Source organism: Serratia plymuthica (assembly GCF_018336935.1).
In the GTDB taxonomy this organism is placed as follows: domain Bacteria; phylum Pseudomonadota; class Gammaproteobacteria; order Enterobacterales; family Enterobacteriaceae; genus Serratia; species Serratia plymuthica_B.
In genome coordinates, this window is the sequence record NZ_CP068771.1 from 4,213,622 (window position 1) to 4,229,183 (window position 15,562).

General features: G+C 49.6%; 23 protein-coding genes and 2 pseudogenes. 15 read left to right on the forward strand and 10 right to left on the reverse strand.

Translation table 11 applies throughout. The features are described 5' to 3' along the window. Window positions 1–4: 4 nt before the first annotated feature. On the forward strand, window positions 5–418 hold the full coding sequence (locus JK621_RS19645; protein ID WP_212557283.1) for a hypothetical protein: 414 nt from the start codon (window positions 5–7) through the stop codon (window positions 416–418). 39 nt (window positions 419–457) lie between these two features. On the opposite strand, the gene JK621_RS19650 is transcribed toward JK621_RS19645, so the two are convergent. The 3 genes from JK621_RS19650 to JK621_RS19660 all read right to left on the reverse strand — a co-directional run bounded on the left by JK621_RS19650 (window position 458) and on the right by JK621_RS19660 (window position 1,457). Beyond that, window positions 458–802: a hypothetical protein gene (locus JK621_RS19650; protein ID WP_212557284.1), complete on the reverse strand. Its 345-nt coding sequence runs from the start codon at window positions 800–802 to the stop codon at window positions 458–460. After that, window positions 799–1,026, reverse strand: a complete 228-nt coding sequence (locus tag JK621_RS19655; protein ID WP_212557285.1) for a SymE family type I addiction module toxin — start codon at window positions 1,024–1,026, stop codon at window positions 799–801. Before JK621_RS19655 ends, JK621_RS19650 begins: the two co-directional genes overlap by 4 nt. Window positions 1,027–1,106: 80 nt before the next feature. Next, window positions 1,107–1,457, reverse strand: a complete 351-nt coding sequence (locus JK621_RS19660; protein WP_212557286.1) for a helix-turn-helix domain-containing protein — start codon at window positions 1,455–1,457, stop codon at window positions 1,107–1,109. 255 nt (window positions 1,458–1,712) lie between these two features. Here JK621_RS19660 and JK621_RS25590 point away from each other — a divergent pair. Together JK621_RS25590 and JK621_RS19670 are read left to right on the forward strand one after the other, a co-directional pair. Further along, window positions 1,713–3,860 (forward strand): annotated as a pseudogene (locus JK621_RS25590) (DNA/RNA non-specific endonuclease); the annotation flags it as partial. After that, entirely contained in the window at window positions 3,857–4,189 is a 333-nt protein-coding gene (locus JK621_RS19670; RefSeq protein ID WP_349305369.1) for a hypothetical protein, read from the forward strand. The pseudogene JK621_RS25590 and the gene JK621_RS19670, both read left to right, overlap by 4 nt. 34 nt (window positions 4,190–4,223) lie before the next feature. On the opposite strand, the gene JK621_RS19675 is transcribed toward JK621_RS19670, so the two are convergent. From JK621_RS19675 to JK621_RS19685, 3 genes are all read right to left on the reverse strand, one after another. After that, entirely contained in the window at window positions 4,224–4,568 is a 345-nt protein-coding gene (locus JK621_RS19675; RefSeq protein ID WP_212557288.1) for a hypothetical protein, read from the reverse strand. Beyond that, a complete protein-coding gene (locus JK621_RS19680) occupies window positions 4,565–4,792 on the reverse strand; it encodes a SymE family type I addiction module toxin (protein ID WP_212557285.1) in 228 nt (75 codons plus the stop codon). The genes JK621_RS19675 and JK621_RS19680 overlap by 4 nt, the downstream gene beginning before the upstream one ends. An 80-nt stretch (window positions 4,793–4,872) precedes the next feature. Further along, window positions 4,873–5,223: a helix-turn-helix domain-containing protein gene (locus tag JK621_RS19685; protein WP_212557289.1), complete on the reverse strand. Its 351-nt coding sequence runs from the start codon at window positions 5,221–5,223 to the stop codon at window positions 4,873–4,875. A 108-nt stretch (window positions 5,224–5,331) separates the two neighbouring features. Here JK621_RS19685 and JK621_RS19690 point away from each other — a divergent pair, with 108 nt between their 5' ends. The 11 genes and pseudogenes from JK621_RS19690 (at window position 5,332) to JK621_RS19735 (ending at window position 10,022) form a co-directional block, all read left to right on the forward strand. Then, the gene (locus JK621_RS19690) at window positions 5,332–5,901 is read left to right on the forward strand and encodes a hypothetical protein (RefSeq protein ID WP_212557290.1); all 570 of its coding nucleotides are present in this window, start codon (window positions 5,332–5,334) and stop codon (window positions 5,899–5,901) included. A 10-nt stretch (window positions 5,902–5,911) separates the two neighbouring features. After that, on the forward strand, window positions 5,912–6,250 hold the full coding sequence (locus tag JK621_RS19695; protein WP_212557291.1) for a hypothetical protein: 339 nt from the start codon (window positions 5,912–5,914) through the stop codon (window positions 6,248–6,250). Continuing rightward, window positions 6,247–6,939 (forward strand): hypothetical protein, encoded by a 693-nt coding sequence (locus tag JK621_RS19700; RefSeq protein WP_249337094.1) that lies wholly within the window; start codon window positions 6,247–6,249, stop codon window positions 6,937–6,939. The genes JK621_RS19695 and JK621_RS19700 overlap by 4 nt, the downstream gene beginning before the upstream one ends. Next, the gene (locus JK621_RS19705; RefSeq protein WP_212557292.1) at window positions 6,929–7,177 is read left to right on the forward strand and encodes a hypothetical protein; all 249 of its coding nucleotides are present in this window, start codon (window positions 6,929–6,931) and stop codon (window positions 7,175–7,177) included. Before JK621_RS19700 ends, JK621_RS19705 begins: the two co-directional genes overlap by 11 nt. A gap of 105 nt (window positions 7,178–7,282) precedes the next feature. After that, window positions 7,283–7,609 (forward strand): hypothetical protein, encoded by a 327-nt coding sequence (locus JK621_RS25420; protein ID WP_249337095.1) that lies wholly within the window; start codon window positions 7,283–7,285, stop codon window positions 7,607–7,609. Then, on the forward strand, window positions 7,606–7,884 hold the full coding sequence (locus tag JK621_RS19715; RefSeq protein ID WP_212557293.1) for a hypothetical protein: 279 nt from the start codon (window positions 7,606–7,608) through the stop codon (window positions 7,882–7,884). The genes JK621_RS25420 and JK621_RS19715 overlap by 4 nt, the downstream gene beginning before the upstream one ends. A 10-nt stretch (window positions 7,885–7,894) precedes the next feature. Continuing rightward, window positions 7,895–8,026, forward strand: a complete 132-nt coding sequence (locus JK621_RS25485) for a hypothetical protein (RefSeq protein WP_283249339.1) — start codon at window positions 7,895–7,897, stop codon at window positions 8,024–8,026. A gap of 36 nt (window positions 8,027–8,062) precedes the next feature. Continuing rightward, window positions 8,063–8,248, forward strand: a pseudogene (locus JK621_RS25595) (VENN motif pre-toxin domain-containing protein); the annotation flags it as partial. A gap of 139 nt (window positions 8,249–8,387) precedes the next feature. Next, window positions 8,388–8,639: a hypothetical protein gene (locus tag JK621_RS19725; RefSeq protein ID WP_212557295.1), complete on the forward strand. Its 252-nt coding sequence runs from the start codon at window positions 8,388–8,390 to the stop codon at window positions 8,637–8,639. 55 nt (window positions 8,640–8,694) lie between these two features. Further along, on the forward strand, window positions 8,695–9,264 hold the full coding sequence (locus tag JK621_RS19730) for a hypothetical protein (protein WP_249337096.1): 570 nt from the start codon (window positions 8,695–8,697) through the stop codon (window positions 9,262–9,264). Between the two features lie 182 nt (window positions 9,265–9,446). Further along, window positions 9,447–10,022, forward strand: a complete 576-nt coding sequence (locus JK621_RS19735; RefSeq protein WP_212557296.1) for an Ail/Lom family outer membrane beta-barrel protein — start codon at window positions 9,447–9,449, stop codon at window positions 10,020–10,022. A gap of 82 nt (window positions 10,023–10,104) precedes the next feature. Here the strand turns inward: JK621_RS19735 and JK621_RS19740 are convergent, their stop codons facing one another. Further along, a complete protein-coding gene (locus JK621_RS19740; RefSeq protein ID WP_212557297.1) occupies window positions 10,105–12,252 on the reverse strand; it encodes a phosphocholine-specific phospholipase C in 2,148 nt (715 codons plus the stop codon). 137 nt (window positions 12,253–12,389) lie between these two features. On the opposite strand from JK621_RS19740, the gene queC reads away from it, so the two are divergent. After that, complete coding sequence (gene queC, locus JK621_RS19745; protein ID WP_212557298.1) at window positions 12,390–13,088, forward strand: 7-cyano-7-deazaguanine synthase QueC; 699 nt, start codon at window positions 12,390–12,392, stop codon at window positions 13,086–13,088. Between the two features lie 41 nt (window positions 13,089–13,129). Here the strand turns inward: queC and JK621_RS19750 are convergent, their stop codons facing one another. From JK621_RS19750 to JK621_RS19760, 3 genes are all read right to left on the reverse strand, one after another. After that, entirely contained in the window at window positions 13,130–14,023 is an 894-nt protein-coding gene (locus tag JK621_RS19750; RefSeq protein ID WP_212557299.1) for a queuosine precursor transporter, read from the reverse strand. Continuing rightward, window positions 14,024–14,626 carry a helix-turn-helix domain-containing protein gene (locus tag JK621_RS19755; protein WP_126485269.1) on the reverse strand — a complete coding sequence of 201 codons (603 nt, stop codon included), beginning with the start codon at window positions 14,624–14,626 and terminating at the stop codon, window positions 14,024–14,026. It abuts the gene before it with no gap. A gap of 568 nt (window positions 14,627–15,194) precedes the next feature. Further along, window positions 15,195–15,509, reverse strand: coding sequence for an NIPSNAP family protein (locus JK621_RS19760; RefSeq protein ID WP_004948175.1), 315 nt, complete (start codon window positions 15,507–15,509; stop codon window positions 15,195–15,197). Window positions 15,510–15,562: the final 53 nt, after the last annotated feature.

The following is a 15,562-nucleotide window of genomic DNA, read 5'->3' on the forward strand; positions in this document are numbered from 1 at the left end:
TTGTATGAAACACATAGGATTTTATGGTGGTAGTTCTATCGTTGAGCTTGGCTATCCTTCAGATATGGTTGGTTTTTTTTCTATTTTAAATGAAAAGGTTAATGATAAAGAAGATGAGTGTTTACTTGCACAACTTTATCTTAGATATATTCATTTCAATGAATTAGACAAAACTTATTCATTAATAACAAAATTACGCAAACTTTTACCAAAAGACGTTGAGCAGAGGTTTTTTAAATACTTTGATGGTATTGAACATTGCATAAAATCTGCGAAAGGGTTTTATGAAGACTGGAATATTTATAAGCCGGTAAGAATAGTAGTGACTGACATGCCGGATTTTATGGTGCATAGAGATCGAGTTATAGAGGAATATGACGCATTGGCCTCTGACGATACCCCATTTTGGCTACGTTGAGTTAAAACAAATCCCGGCCTTGCGCCGGGATCTTCACATCTAAGCCCTAAAACCTCCCTCTTCCCGCCGCCGTAATCGGAGTACACTGGGTGCGGCGGTGATCTCCAACTGTTCCGCGTCGGTGATCCCGGATCCGGTCAACCAATCCCCACCAATAACCAGCTCGCCATTCTGCCGCACCCAGTCCGCCCCCAGATCCGTGCGGTGCTGGCTGGCCTCGCACAGTGCTTCCCAGATAGCATCGTCGATAACGGTAGTGATCCACAATCCGTCCGGCCACAGCGTGAGCTGCAACGGCTCACCAATACCAAAACTCAACTCTGCCAGCTCAACGCCAGAGATTGTCAGTTCCGGGATAGGTTCAGGAATAAAAGTAATGTTCATAGGGCGCTTCCTTCCGTGGCGGGTACGATGCGGATGATCAATCGCCCCGGTTCTGTGATCACCTCGATCCTTTGGCCGGTGGTAAAGCCGTACTGCTCCAGCCATTTACCCGTAAGGGTGAGTTGTGGCGGTGGGTTGGGCCTGCCGCCGTTGGGGCGATAGCCAACAATGCACTTGCGTGCTTGGGGTGTGGCGGGTTCTGACGTAGAATCTGCTCTAGCCATAGTAACTACCTCTTTAGTTGCTTGTGGTGAGCAGTAACAGCAGGTTGGCGCCTGCTGTTACTGCGTTATTTTCACTACCCTTATTTTGTAACTTTTCTTGCTGAATCCCAACGTCGGGTTTGATAGCGGATAATCAAACTTTCCAATACTTCGCGGATCACCGCCTGTTCGCTTTCATTTAACTGACTGACAGCTTCGAATTGTAATGCCAGTGCATAAGTATGCCCACGTTCATATTCATCAAAAAGTAAGTAATCAGTACTGACCTGCAATGCCATCGCTATTTTTTTGAGAGCATCCAGAGAGGGAAGTGCTTGCGAATTTTCATATTTCTTCCAACTATTTACATGAATGCCAATGGTATCGGCCATCTCTTGTTGGGAAAGCCCTAATCTTTGGCGTAACTCATTTAATCGGGCAGCTAATGGCATAGAAAACAGAGTCCTGTTAAAGGGAATTACCCAAATATTATTTCATTGTTACCCCGTGGAATGGGTTTATGTTTAAAGGGTATCATTATGTTTAAAAAATACATCCTGATGTTTTTAAGTTTGCGAGATACTTCGCAGACAGATAATGGCAGGGGAATTTCATATTGGTATTATGGAAATGTGCAGGCAAGGATGCCACGGTAGGGCGGTAGCTTGCTTTCGCCAATCAAATCTATTTTTAACCAGTTGCAGGCGGGCAAAGACGTGACCCTGAACGCCACCCGTGACGTGAACCTGCTTTCCGCCAAAAACACCCAGTATCTGGACGGCAAGAACGAGAGCCAGGGCGGCAGCTTTACCTTTGGCTCCATGACCGGCTCGGGCAGCATCAGCCTGAGCAAAGACAAAATGCACAGCAACTACGACAGCGTGCAGGAGCAGACGGGCATCTTTGCCGGCAAGGGCGGCTTTGACGTGACGGTGGGCGAACACACCCAGCTTAACGGCGCGGTGATTGGCAGCACCGCCACGGCGGACAAAAACAAACTCGACACCGGTACGCTGGGCTTTAAGGACATCCACAATCAGGCTGATTTCGACGTCGAGCACCAGAGCGTGGGCATCAGCTCCGGCGGCAGCATCGGCAGCCAGTTCGCCGGCAATATGGCCAACGGCCTGCTGGTGGGCGCCAACAACAGCGGGCACGACAGCTCCACCACCCACGCGGCGGTGAGCGACGGTACTATCGTCATCCGCGATCAGGACAAACAGACGCAGAACGTCAACGACCTGAGCCGCGACGTCGAGCACGCCAACCAGACGTTAAGCCCGATCTTCGACAAAGAGAAAGAGCAGAAACGGCTGCAACAGGCGCAACTGATCGGCGAGATCGGCAATCAGGCGATGGACATTGCGCGGACCGAGGGTTCGATCGCCGCGACCAAAGCCGCAAAAGAGAAGATGAATAACGTCACGGACGCCGATCGCCAGGCTGCGGCGGCTAAGCTGGCGAAAGAGAAACCGGGCAAGGTCATCACCGACGACGATATCAACGCGCAGATTTACCAGACGGCGTATAACCAGGCGTTTAGCGAATCGGGTTATGGTACGGGCGGTAAGGTGCAGCGCGCCATGCAGGCAGCCACGGCGGCAGTTCAGGGGTTGTCTGGTGGCGATTTGACGGGGGCATTGGCTAATGGGGCTGCGCCTTATATCACCAAAGTGATAGCAGACAGTATCGACGATCCGGCAGCGCGAGTCCTGGCACACGCAGCGGTTAATGGTGCGTTGGCGGCCGCTCAGGGCAACAATGCTTTGGTTGGTGCAGGCGGTGCAGCGACCGGTGAGCTTATCGGCATGATTGCTATCAATGCTTACGGTAAACCGGTGAGTGAACTGAGCGAAACGGAGAAGCAGACGGTATCGGCATTGGCCACACTGGCGGCAGGGCTGGCCGGCGGGTTGATTGGCGACAGCACTGCCGATGCGGTCGCGGGGGCGCAGACCGGTAAGACGGTGGTTGAGAACAATGCGATAAGCGATATCGTAGAGAATAAATTCTCTGGGATAACGCAGGAAGAAAAATACCAAAGAGCGCAGGATGAGCTTAAAGCGGCGGTAGAGGCCTATCAGCAGAAAACCTGTGCCGGGTTGAGCCCAGATGCTTGTTCGGCCAAGTTGCGGGCTAACAGAGATGAAATGCTGAAAGGTGCAGCCGGTTTTGGTATAGACTTTGTACCTGTGGTGGGGGATATCAAGAGCTTTGCGGAAGCGCAGAGCGCACTGGATTACCTGGCCGCGACAGTAGGTCTGATTCCTGTACTGGGAGATGGTGCCGGTAAGTTCATCAAGGCGGCAGAGAAAGCGCTGGAAAAAGGTGATGTTGCTGAAGCGTCGAAGCTGATTAATAAAGCAAGCGATGAAATTGTTGCGGTTTCTGGTAGCAAAGGTAACTGGAGTAAAGAACTGAACAACCCTCAGCCAAATAAGACCTATAAGCTGGATGGTAATAAGTCATTTAAAACTGACGCTTTGGGAAGGACGGAGAGCATCGAGAGTTCATTATCTTTGTCCAAGAATGATCGAAATACGTATCAACAATGTAAAGCTGGGAAGTGTGGTAATGCAGGTGATGAAGGGGGACACTTGATTGCCAGTATTTTCAATGGCCCTGGTGAGAAGCTCAATCTTGTTCCGATGGACGGTAATCTGAATAATGGCGTGTGGAAACAGATGGAAAACACTTGGGCTAATGCTTTGAAAGATGGTAAAAAAGTCGACGTGAATATCCAGCCGATATACTCGGGAGATAGTACTCGACCAGATAGGTTTATCGTTAAGTATTCGATAGACAATGGTAGGCCTGTGAATATTGACTTTAAAAATACTCCTGGAGGTAAATGATGCAACATCAGGAGATATATCAAAAAATAGGAAAGATATTGTTTAGTTGTGGGCCAGATAATGCTCGAAAGCTGATCGTCAGAGCTGAAGTATTCCCTGAGAATGATGGGAGTAAATATGAGTTCGACTATCTGGATGAAAACGGAGATCTAGGCTGGTTCGATCCAGATGGTAGAGCTATAGCCGATTTAACGGATGCTTTAATTGAGTTAAAAAATTTTTTTATAGACAATAACCTAACTAATGGGATGCCAGTCTGGTCAAAGTGTGAAATAACGGTGGATGTTCCCGAAGAAAAAATAAATATAAAAGTGCAATACGATGATTAACAAAGATCCCGGCCTTGCGCCGGGATCTTTGCTTCTAAGCCCTAAATCCCCTAACTTCTCGTCGCAACAGCCGAATAACCCCCGGAGCGGCGGTAACTTCCAGTTGTGCCGCATCGGTGATGCCGGATTCGATCAGCCAGTCGCCACCAATCACCAGCTCGCCATTCTGTCGCACCCAGTCCGCCCCCAGATCCGTGCGGTGCTGGCTGGCCTCGCACAGTGCTTCCCAGATAGCATCTTCGGTAACGGTAGTGATCCACAGTTCATCTGGCCGCAGGGTGAGTTGCAACGGTTCACCGATGCCAAAACCCAACTCGGCCAGCTCAACGCCAGAGATTGTCAGTTCCGGGATAGGTTCAGGAATAAAAGTGATGTTCATAGGGCGCTTCCTTCCGTGGCGGGTACGATGCGGATGATCAATCGCCCCGGTTCTGTGATCACCTCGATCCTTTGGCCGGTGGTAAAGCCGTACTGCTCCAGCCATTTACCCGTAAGGGTCAGCTGTGGGGGTGGGTTGGGCCTGCCGCCGTTGGGGCGATAGCCAACAATGCACTTGCGTGCTTGGGGTGTGGCGGGTTCTGACGTAGAATCTGCTCTAGCCATAGTAACTACCTCTTTAGTTGCTTGTGGTGAGCAGTAACAGCAGGTTGCACCCTGCTGTTACTGCGTTATTTTCACTACCCTTATTTTGTAACTTTTCTTGCTGAATCCCAACGTCGGGTTTGATAGCGGATAATCAAACTTTCCAGTACTTCACGGATAATTGCTTGTTCATCCTCGTTCAACTGGCTGGCTGCTTCGAACTGTAATTTCAGTGTATTGATATGCCCACGTTCATGTTCATCGAAGAGCAATAAATCAGTGCTGATATATAATGCTGAAGCTATTTTTTTGATGGCATCCAATGACGGGAGTGATTGAGAGTTTTCATATTTTTTCCAGCTATTTATATGTACTCCAACCATATCTGCCATAGCTTGTTGAGAAAGTCCTAACTTTTTACGCAACACATTTAATCGGGCACCTAATGACATAGAAACAGAGTCCTATTAAGGGAAATTACCCAGATAGTACCCGATGCTGCCTTTATGGAATGGGTTTATATTTTCAGTATGATTTAATGTTTAAAATAACACATCATATTGTTCTTTTATTTGCGAGATACTTCGCAAACCGCAAACCGCAAACCGCAAACCGCAAACCGCAAACCGCAAACCGCAAACCGCAAACCGCTAATCGGCGTCGGTTCCGGCGGTATTGGGCTGAGCGTTTCGGCCAGCGGTAACAGCGCCTGGCTGAAGGGCAAAAGCGTCTCAATACGGTCGATACAATGGGTAATGGTAAACTTAATCCTGCAGAGGCAGCAGCCGCAGCGAGTGGAGCGCTTACCTGATTCAGTCGCCGGGCAGAAAAGTGCTGACTTTGTTATTACCAGCGGACCACAGGCTGGAAAGACTGTTGATTTGATGTATACGACGAAAAATCTTTCGCAGAAAGAAATTGATGGTCTAAATAAGTTCTATGAGAAAAATATGACCACATCTCCAATTGAGGGAAAAATTCCAGCAGGGCAACAACAAATTCTTGACCATTTAGGTAAGGCAGATATTATTCCTGTGGACTTTAGTGTTCTGACACCGGGTAATCAAAAGGTGTTCTTAGACTTTGTAAAAAACTACCTGAGTCGCAGCAATCAAAAATCATTATTATGAGGTAAGTATTATGGGGTCTACAGTTTTCTTCGGTTACACTACGGATAAAAGTTTACATGTGACATTGAATCGTGGGGCTTCGGATGCTTTGGAGTTACTTATTGATGATGCGTTGGAAAAAAAACATCCCAAACTCCATGAGAAGATAATGGAAATGCTTCCTCTTGACCAAATCCATTTCGTTGAGTTAGATAGCCATGAATTCAATATGGTGATTAGAGTGATTCGTCAGTGCATTTCCTCTTGGGATGCACCGACGGAATGGCAATTACGAGTGAAGAAAGTCTGGGAGGAAGAGGCTGAACCATTAGTTGTGTTGGATCCAAGATATAATCAGGAGATGGATTGAAGTGTAAATTAGAACGATTTTGCTCTGGTGATGAAAGCCGGGAGAAAATTTCGGCATGGGCAATGTCAATTATTGATGATGATTCAATTCGGATTACTTTGGGTCAGTATATGACTGAGTATGGCGCTACGGCGGAACAAATTACTGCTGCACAGGCCGATTTGGCGCGTGGTTTGGGAACCGGGGCACCACAGCCTGCAACCGAGTTTGTTAAGGCTTGGGCGCTATTGATGAGTGGTGTCGGTGGGGCAGTTATTACTCCTACGGCTGGTACGGCGGCTGTTATTGGTGGTGGAGTCTTTGGTGGTGTTTCTGATGCGGGTAAACAACTACTTACTATGCAACCAAGTGATACATATAGTTATGCCGACACCTTAATAGCCATTGGTACAGGCGCATTAACACAAGGCAAAGGTTTGGCATTTTCAGAGGCTACAAACACAAGTGGGGCATATTTAGGAAGTAAGATTAAAGGCGAGGACGGTACAGGGGCTGTTACAGGGGCGGTGTTGGGTACATTAGTCGGTTATAAAGGTGGTGAAAAGATCACTGAAAAAATCATTTCGAAAGGTGTATCACCCGTTACAGCGGAAGCTGCGGGAGTTGTGGGTGGTGGTGTTGCAGGCACAGTGTTAAGTACAGGTATTGAGAATGGTATGAAGGCTGAGGGTAAAAATAATGAAAAATAAAAATGTGGGTTTCTCGATGTTTTTATATTTATTGTTTTCATGTGTGCTTTTGATATTAGGAATAGCTATTTTAGCTAGTTTTATAGCTCCAATAATTTTCTTCTTCCGTAATGGGGTTTTTGATTACCAATTGGATACGTTTATTTTTGCTTGCAAAGCTGGGGCAGGCGCTGGCATTCCATTAGGTATTGGGGTTTGGGTGTTTGCGAAGATAGAAGAGATAAAAAAGAAAAAATGAAACGACTTTGCAAGACCGTTTTGCTACCGATGAACACAGGTATTGCAGTGCTTACCCCCTGAGCGCTCAGTTGGGCTATATGACACGGTTGAAGGTATCGTGCAAATGGGCTTGAGCCCAGTAGAAACCTATGATGCTTTGAAACAGCTTTTCAACAGTGGAGATGTGCTTGGTAATGTGTCTGATGCGGTAAAACAGTCGTATATTGAGCGCATCGACAATATGGAAGCTGAGTATCAAAAAGCAGGTGCGAGTGGTTCGTTTAACTCGGGTATTGTAGGGGGTAAGGTAATTACTGTTGGTAATCAGTCAAAGCCTGTTGTATCGAATAAAACAGCTGAGACGATGGGGAACGTTATAGGCTCAACGGCTGCAGAAATTACAAGTGGTTCAACACAAGATACGTTAGATGGGAAGGATAAAACCAAATGAAATTTATTAATTTCTTTGTCCCAAAAACAGTAGGTATTCATTTGCTTATTTTTTTGATTATCTACTGTATTATTTTTTCTGTGCTTGCTGTATTGCTGGCTAAAGGAGTTATTGCATTTGTTGGCCATTTAGAGGGGAACATTTCATCATTTAGCTGGCCCAAGGAGTTTTTGCACGCTTTAAAAGTGGGCATTGCGGCTGGGATTCCTCTGGGGATTGGTTGCTGGGTGTTATCTAAACTAGATGAGAAAAAGAAGTCCCCACCTAATAAATAGCTATATCCATATGGTCAACGGCCTGCTGGTGGGCGCCAACAACAGCGGGAACGATAGATCCACCACCCACGCGGCGATGAGCGACGGTACTATCGTCATCCGCGATCAGGACAAACAGACGCAGAACGTCAGCGACCGGTGAGCTTATCGGCATGATTGCTACCAAAGCTTACGGTAAACCGGTGAGCTTATCGGCATGATTGCTACCAAAGCTTACGGTAAACCGGTGAGTGAACTGAGCGAAACGGAGAAGCAGACGGTATCGGCATTGGCTGGGCTGGCCGGTGGGTTGATTGGCGACAGCATTGCCGATGCGGTCGCGGGGGCGCAGACCGGTGAGACGGTGGTTGAGAATAATGCGATAATCGATATCGTAGAGAATAAATTATCCGGGATAAGGTTCCAGGGTATGTGTATGATTTCATTGGTGGTATGTCGTCCGAGTTTACTGGCGGCTTTATAAAGGATATTTCAAAGCCAGTTGATGAAAATGGGAATAAAAAATGATGGGATCGCTTATTAAATACATCAAGTTATTTATCTATAGTTGGATATTTTGCATTGCCTTATTGCTACTCATTGGTGTGGTTATTTCAACGCTGTCATTTTTCACTAGTGGGGTGTTTAAATTTCCTTTTGATCAGGTCTTGAGAGCTGTATTTTTCGGCTTTGTCGGAGGAAGTGCAATATCGTTGGCGGCTATTTTATTTAAGCTTTTAGATTGGTATCGGTCGCGTAAAGACAAAAAAGTATAATAATTAAGGTATTGTATTAATTATTTTGTTTTTAGTTTAAAACTTGAGATTAATTATGATTGTAAATAGATTGATAAAAATACTGACTATTTCCCTCTCGGTCGGCGCTGTTTCTGGCTGTTCAGTGAGCTTAACAAAATCTATGGAAGATTATGCGGGTACAGATTCCGCCAGGATCAGAGTGAAAAACTACCTGCCACCATTAACTCTTGAAGTTTATGAAAAAGCAGGAGAGTGTTACAAACTTGCCGATGCCAGGACGTTAACCGCCGGGGTTAACGTTATCGGTATAAAGTCTACCTACAATAAAAAATTGCCGGGCATGTTGCCGCCGTCGCCTGAAATGCAGGGTATGGATGCGATAGAGTACAAAATTAAAGCGAATCAACATGTCAGCATCACCTATAAAGAAGAGACGTTTAGATCGCAATACAATCAAATTATCGCCAACCGCTCCTCCAGTTTCGTTCCTGAGGTCGGTCACGACTATGATATTTACCCAGTCAATGCGAATGTTAACATTATTGATTTAACAGCGGGTAATCATGTGACAAAGTCTTGGGGGGAAGACGATAAAGAGTGCCATTACAAGATCGGGTTGCTGGGCGGCAGAAATTACTATTAATGCGTGCTGGTTCGCAACTTACGCGTTCGACTGATTTATTTTTATCTCATGTCAGTTATTATTTTCTCTTGTTTGCTAGCTGTTTGTTTTATAAATTCCAATAAATATTCATGTCATAAATAACTCATAGGTTCATATGGGTTGGCACGGTATTTGTTCTGTTTACTATTAAGGATGATTCGATGAAGAAGTTAGTTATCGCCAGCATGGTTATTTCCACCCTGGGCCTCAGCACTGCAGCGAATGCCGGGCAAAGCACTCTCACTGCCGGTTATGCGCAAAGCAAGGTGCAGGACTTCAAAAATATCAGCGGCGTTAACCTGAAATACCGTTACGAGTGGGATTCACCGATCAGCGTGATCAGCTCCTTTACCTATATGAGCGGCGATCAGAGCGAATCTTACTACGTATATCGCGACAGGGTAGATAACCATGCGGAAGTCAAATATTACTCCCTGTCGGTTGGCCCGGCGTACCGCATTAACCAATATATCAGCGTCTATGGCCTGTTGGGTTTGAATTATAATAAGGTCGATTACAGGTCATCCTGGAATAACTACGCCTACAACACTTACGAGTATATGGGCGAAGAGAGCGGCAGCCAGAAGAAAACCTCCTTGATGTACGGCGTCGGTTTCCAGGTTAACCCCATCGAGAATCTGGCGATTGATGTCGGCTACGAAGGCTCCAGACTGGATGTCGACGGCAGGAACCTCTCGATCAACGGCTTCAATATCGGCGTTGGCTATCGTTTCTGATAGTGAACGTTTTCGGCCTCCCGGTTGCGGGGGCCGACAACCTTAACCCCCATTTTGCGATAAACCGCCTGCCATAAGTAGCTCAGGCTTTGCCCATCAGCGGATCGCTAACGCTATCCCGGCCGTTTTCCAGGCGGCCTGCCAATCGGCGCTGCCAGCCGTGCGCACTCTCTAGCACCAGATCGTACCAGCCGCCGCTGGATAGGGTATCGAAGGCTTGCCGATGGCTTTCCCCGGCAGGCAGTTCAATACGCCACGGGCCGTTTTGCGTATAGGGGCAGCGTGCGATAGTGACGGTGACTGCCTGGTCGCCGGGGTTACTGAGCGACAGTTCCAGGCTACCGTCATGTGGAACCAAACGCACTTCCGGCTGCGGCCATTGCAAGGTGCCGCGCAGCTCACGGTGGAAACCGTTAGGCCCCAGCAGCCAGAGGTGATACTCGTCTGCCGTTTGCCAGTCATCGCGGGCCGCCTTGCCGGCCTCGACGGTGTAACGACGCGGGATCTGGTCCAGATGCCGTTGGTCGTAAACGTGAAACACCGCGCCCTGCTCACCGGTATTCAACAAATTGAGCGTCAGCCGCTTTTTCTCGGGATCGGCGCCGGCTTCGACATGCAACCGGTAAGGCAGCGCCCGGGAAGGGCGGGCCAGCCGCTGTTGATGCGGTAGCTGCTGGTTGCCAGGCGGTGGCAACGGCACCTGCGGCAGTTGTTCCTGGCGCATGCGCAGGCGGTCGGCGCTGTGGCGGGTGGTGGCCGGCAGCTTGGGCAAGGTTTCCCCGTTGGGATCGACAAAATTGAATGCCGAGGTGAGATCACCGCATACCGCGCGGCGCCAGGCGCTGATGTTAGGTTCATGCACCTGAAAACGTTTTTCCAGAAATTGCAGTACCGAGGTGTGGTCAAACACCTGAGAATTAACCCAGCCGCCGCGGCTCCAGGGCGACAGGATCAGCATAGGCACGCGTGGCCCGGGGCCATAGATGCGGCCATCCGGCGGCGGTTGTTCCTGCGAGCCGGGTGGGGCGACATGCTGGAATATCTCGGTTTCGAACGGCACCGTAGATTTGCCGGCGAAGCTGCCGTCTTCCCGCAGCGAAGGCGCCGAAGGGGAAGGCATGTGATCGAAGAAACCGTCGTTTTCGTCGTAATTCACCAGCAACACGGTTTTGCTCCACACCTCGGGGTTGTCGGTCAGCGCATTCAGGATCTCCTGGGTAAACCAGCCACCCTGCACCGGGCTGGAAGGCCCGGGGTGCTCCGAGTAGGCCGCCGGGGCGATTATCCAGCTCACCTGCGGCAGCTTGCCTTGCTGCACGTCGGCGCGAAAACCGGCCAGCATCGCTTCCAGATCGTTGCCGTCGGCGGCCGGCAGGGTATTGCCGTTGCCTTTGTACAACGGCGCGCTGTCGTTCAACGCGTCGCTGTAGGGCACAAAGGCGGTGAAGTCTTTCGGCGGTTGCGCCGGGTTGCCCACTTTAACGCTGGCGGCGCGGTACTGGCGAAAGCCCGCCAACGGGTTATCGGTGAAGTTATCCGGCAGGAATTGGTAAACCTTCCAACTGACGCCGTTCTCCTCCAGCCGTTCCGGATAGGTTGTCCAGTCGTAGCCGACGTCCACCGGGCCGGGGCTATCCCACTCATTGACCACCACGGCGACGTTGGCCGCCGACGGGCCGTTGGTGCCGGTCCAGTGGAACAGGCGGTTGGTGTTGGTGCCTGTGTGGATTGAGCAATGATAGGCGTCGCACAGGGTGAAGGTTTCCGCCAGGGCAAACTGGAACGGCAGCTCGTGACGGCGGTAATAGCCCATCGAGGTCGGCGTTTTATAAGTGGGCCAGGCATTCATCCGGCCATGGTCCCAGGCCGACTGCTCATCCACCCAGGAATGCGGTGTGCCATCGACGCGCTGGGCGTTGCCGCGCTTGCTGTCCAGATGGTAAGGCAACACCAACCGATCGGCGCCCTGCTGTTGCCAGACGTGGCGGCCTTCCGGCAGGGGAATGGTGATGCGATCGCTAAAGCCGCGCACGCCGGGCAGGGTGCCGAAGTAGTGGTCGAAGGAGCGGTTTTCCTGCATCAGGATCACCACATGCTCGACATCCTTTATCGTGCCGGTGCGGTTATTGGCCGGTATGGCCAGCGCTTTGCGAATCGAAGCGGGTAACAGTGAAAACGCCGATCCTATGGCGGCAGCCTGCAGTAACTGTCTGCGTGAAAAATGGGGCATGCGTCGTTAACTCCCTTTAGCTGTGTGGTTTGAAGATAGCGGTTAACGGGTGTAATGACCAAAGATCACGGAAGGCTTTTCTCGTCGATTAGTCTATGCTTTTGATTGCTAATAAGTATAGGCGTAAGGGATATGCAATGAAGAGAGCAGTTGTCGTCTTTAGCGGTGGTCAGGATTCCACCACCTGCCTGGTTCAGGCGTTAGAGCAGTATGATGAAGTGCACTGCATTACTTTCGATTATGGTCAGCGGCATCGGGCGGAGATCGAGGTGGCGCGCGAGCTGGCGGCGGCGCTGGGCGTCAAGGGCCACAAGGTGTTGGACGTTACCATGTTGAACGAACTGGCGGTCAGCAGCCTGACGCGCGACAACATTCCGGTTCCGGCGTTTAACGGCACGCAGCCGGGCGCTTTGCCGAGCACTTTCGTGCCGGGGCGCAATATTCTGTTCCTGACGCTGGCGTCTATTTATGCCTATCAGGTTGAAGCGCAAGCGGTGATCACCGGGGTGTGTGAAACCGACTTCTCCGGCTACCCGGATTGCCGGGACGAGTTTGTCAAAGCGCTGCATCACGGCGTGGCGCTCGGTCTGGCGCGGGATATTCGTTTTGAAACGCCGCTGATGTGGCTGGATAAGACGGAGATCTGGGCGCTGGCCGATTATTACCGGCAGCTTGAGCGGGTGCGCCGCGATACGCTGACCTGCTATAACGGCGTTAAAGGCGAGGGATGCGGGGAGTGCACGGCCTGCCATCTGCGTGCCGAAGGCCTGGCGGCTTACCAACAGGATAAAGTGGGCGTGGCTGCCCGCATGAAGCGTAAAACCCAGCTGGCATAAGAAAAACAGGGAGCGAAAGGCTCCCTGAATATTTTGCGGTTTTAAGCCACCGCGTCGTTGACGGCCGCCGGTGCGGTAGAAGGCCGGTTAATATAGTTGCGGAATATACTTCTCGCCAGATAGATCGGGCCGACGCCAATAATGGAATAGGCCACCTTGATCAGGAACTGCGCGATAATCATCTCCTTGATAATGTCCCAGCCCAGTACGCCATAGAAGGCAATCGAGCAGAAAATAATACTGTCGAAGGCAGAAGCGACCACGGTGCTGGTAATCACCCGCAGGAACAGGTATTTGGAATTGGTCAGCGCTTTGATCTTGCACAGCAGGTAAGAGTTGATATTTTCTGAAATAAAATAGGCCAGGGAAGATGCCAGCAGGACAGAAACGATACTGCTCACCATGCCGGAATAGGTGGCGCCGAACTCCCAACCCGGCAGGTTCGGAATTAACGCGGTGCCCCACAGCCCAAGCACGAACAGCAGGTTGGCGACAAACGAGATGACAATGGTTCTGCGTGCCAGGCGCAGGCCGTAAAACTCATTCAGAATATCTACCAGCAAGAAGGTGAGCGGATAAATGAAAACGCCGGGCGGCGTAATAATGTCCAACACCGGAATATGAATGGGTTTTACGCCGCAGATGGTCGAGAAGATGTAGATCACGCTGAGGGCAACGCTGATCAGCAGATAAGCCTGCCATGAACGTTCGTGACGGTCGCCCAGCTCGTAAGCGGTTTTAACCTTGTCATCGCTGTAGAGCTTTCTGTAAAGCGTCTGAAGCTCGTGCCGGCTCAAATCCTCCGAGATTTCGCTGTCTGCCAGCTCTTTCAGCCCGAGGGTAATGGTTTTGCCCGTGGCCAGCACCATCACATTGGCGGCAATGGTCCCGTGGTGGGTAAACCCCAGCAGTTTGAATTTTTGATTAGATTCCATTTATAGCCTTTCTCCAACGATATAACCCAGAAATCGCACGGTATCTTCCATGCCGCTATCTTCTTTGCCGTTAACCACAAAGAAGCCGTTTTTTCCCGAGTGATACAATAAAGGCGAATCGCAAACCAGCACCGGCGGGCGTTTTATAATAATGACCTCGCCTGGAATAAATGAACCTTTTATTTCGGTTTCTATTTTCATTGCTACCATATTTGACTCATCGCCGAAGAAATAAGTCAAAGGGAACGCGGTGACCAACTGACCGACTTTCCATGCAGCGACCGAGAGATATCGGGACTGGGGAATGACGGGGATGGCGGAAGGGTTTTTATTCCCCTCGGTGGAAAGTGTTTCGTTGAGACGCTCCAGCTTTTCCAGATCATAGTCTTCAATCTCTTCACAGGAAACGCCAAAGAAGTCTGAAATCCGGTTAACGGTAGCCTGCTGCACATTGTTGACCCGGCCATCCAGAATTTTATAGAGGGTGGTGCGCGTCAGGCCGGTGCGGTTAGAGAAGGATGCCTTGGTTTCGCCCCGGGTACGCATCAGATATTCTATATTTTTAATGATGTTGATTTTGCGCTGAGCGTTGGTCGTCTTCATAAGCATTCCTTACAATATTGTTGCAGGCATTACTATATCGTACGTACCGACATTGTCTACAACGGACGCATTCCTCACGATGATAAGTGTCTGATTCCCCTTCAAAAATAGCGACCGAAAAATTAACTCACTCACCTAATTAATGATTTGGTCATGATTAGCATGATGCGTAATATTGGTAATTTTATTTAAATCAATTTGTTATGTTGAGTCTTTGAAAAAGTGGACACAAAAGTGATTTTTATGTCCACTTTTATGTTGACCAGAGCGGTTTGGGTGGGCTACTGTTCATCCATACTGAAGTGTTTCTTGATGATCAAAACAGTTAAAAAACGGTCATTAACGGCTTCTATAATAAAAAACCCAGAGGGGGGGCGTTTCCATTCTCTGAGGATTAAAGGATGTTTTAGCAACTGACACCAGGGAATTCCAATCACGTCTCCGGCCGTAAAGGCGCAGTTTTAAACCCACCGAAAGTCCAGATTCCAGTCGGCTGCCCAGCCGACCGATATCTATTTCATTGCCTCAGGCCATTAAAGCCCGAACCCCACCTTATTTTTCTCTTCGCTTAGTCCTGCCCGGAAAGAACCGGACGCATAAAGCTTCGTTCATAACTGATGATGCTGCGATTGCGTTTTTCCAGCTCGTAAGCGGCGCAACACTCTGCGTCCGCAGCCATTTTTATGCGGTATTCCTCGTAGGCGGCCAGGCTGGGAAAACTGAATAACGCCAGCGCGATGTTATTGGCGCCTTCCGACGGCAAGAAATAACCGTGGTGCGTGCCGCCCATGCGATTGACCAGAGGGATCCATAAACGGGCGTACTGCTCAAATTCGGCGATTTTGTACGGATCTAAAACATATCTTAGGGTGCAGGTGATCATGGGTGGGTCTCCTGGCTCCCCAGCCTGTGGGGAGCCTTGCTATGAGTGGGACA

Coding starts and splice junctions, on each gene's coding strand:
- JK621_RS19645 (WP_212557283.1), top strand. CDS start 5: ATGAAACACATAGGATTTTATGGTGGTAGTTCTATCGTTGAGCTTGGC.
- JK621_RS19650 (WP_212557284.1), bottom strand. CDS start 802: ATGAACATTACTTTTATTCCTGAACCTATCCCGGAACTGACAATCTCT.
- JK621_RS19655 (WP_212557285.1), bottom strand. CDS start 1,026: ATGGCTAGAGCAGATTCTACGTCAGAACCCGCCACACCCCAAGCACGC.
- JK621_RS19660 (WP_212557286.1), bottom strand. CDS start 1,457: ATGCCATTAGCTGCCCGATTAAATGAGTTACGCCAAAGATTAGGGCTT.
- JK621_RS19670 (WP_349305369.1), top strand. CDS start 3,857: ATGATGCAACATCAGGAGATATATCAAAAAATAGGAAAGATATTGTTT.
- JK621_RS19675 (WP_212557288.1), bottom strand. CDS start 4,568: ATGAACATCACTTTTATTCCTGAACCTATCCCGGAACTGACAATCTCT.
- JK621_RS19680 (WP_212557285.1), bottom strand. CDS start 4,792: ATGGCTAGAGCAGATTCTACGTCAGAACCCGCCACACCCCAAGCACGC.
- JK621_RS19685 (WP_212557289.1), bottom strand. CDS start 5,223: ATGTCATTAGGTGCCCGATTAAATGTGTTGCGTAAAAAGTTAGGACTT.
- JK621_RS19695 (WP_212557291.1), top strand. CDS start 5,912: ATGGGGTCTACAGTTTTCTTCGGTTACACTACGGATAAAAGTTTACAT.
- JK621_RS19705 (WP_212557292.1), top strand. CDS start 6,929: ATGAAAAATAAAAATGTGGGTTTCTCGATGTTTTTATATTTATTGTTT.
- JK621_RS25420 (WP_249337095.1), top strand. CDS start 7,283: ATGGGCTTGAGCCCAGTAGAAACCTATGATGCTTTGAAACAGCTTTTC.
- JK621_RS19715 (WP_212557293.1), top strand. CDS start 7,606: ATGAAATTTATTAATTTCTTTGTCCCAAAAACAGTAGGTATTCATTTG.
- JK621_RS25485 (WP_283249339.1), top strand. CDS start 7,895: ATGGTCAACGGCCTGCTGGTGGGCGCCAACAACAGCGGGAACGATAGA.
- JK621_RS19725 (WP_212557295.1), top strand. CDS start 8,388: ATGATGGGATCGCTTATTAAATACATCAAGTTATTTATCTATAGTTGG.
- JK621_RS19730 (WP_249337096.1), top strand. CDS start 8,695: ATGATTGTAAATAGATTGATAAAAATACTGACTATTTCCCTCTCGGTC.
- JK621_RS19735 (WP_212557296.1), top strand. CDS start 9,447: ATGAAGAAGTTAGTTATCGCCAGCATGGTTATTTCCACCCTGGGCCTC.
- JK621_RS19740 (WP_212557297.1), bottom strand. CDS start 12,252: ATGCCCCATTTTTCACGCAGACAGTTACTGCAGGCTGCCGCCATAGGA.
- queC (WP_212557298.1), top strand. CDS start 12,390: ATGAAGAGAGCAGTTGTCGTCTTTAGCGGTGGTCAGGATTCCACCACC.
- JK621_RS19750 (WP_212557299.1), bottom strand. CDS start 14,023: ATGGAATCTAATCAAAAATTCAAACTGCTGGGGTTTACCCACCACGGG.
- JK621_RS19755 (WP_126485269.1), bottom strand. CDS start 14,626: ATGAAGACGACCAACGCTCAGCGCAAAATCAACATCATTAAAAATATA.
- JK621_RS19760 (WP_004948175.1), bottom strand. CDS start 15,509: ATGATCACCTGCACCCTAAGATATGTTTTAGATCCGTACAAAATCGCC.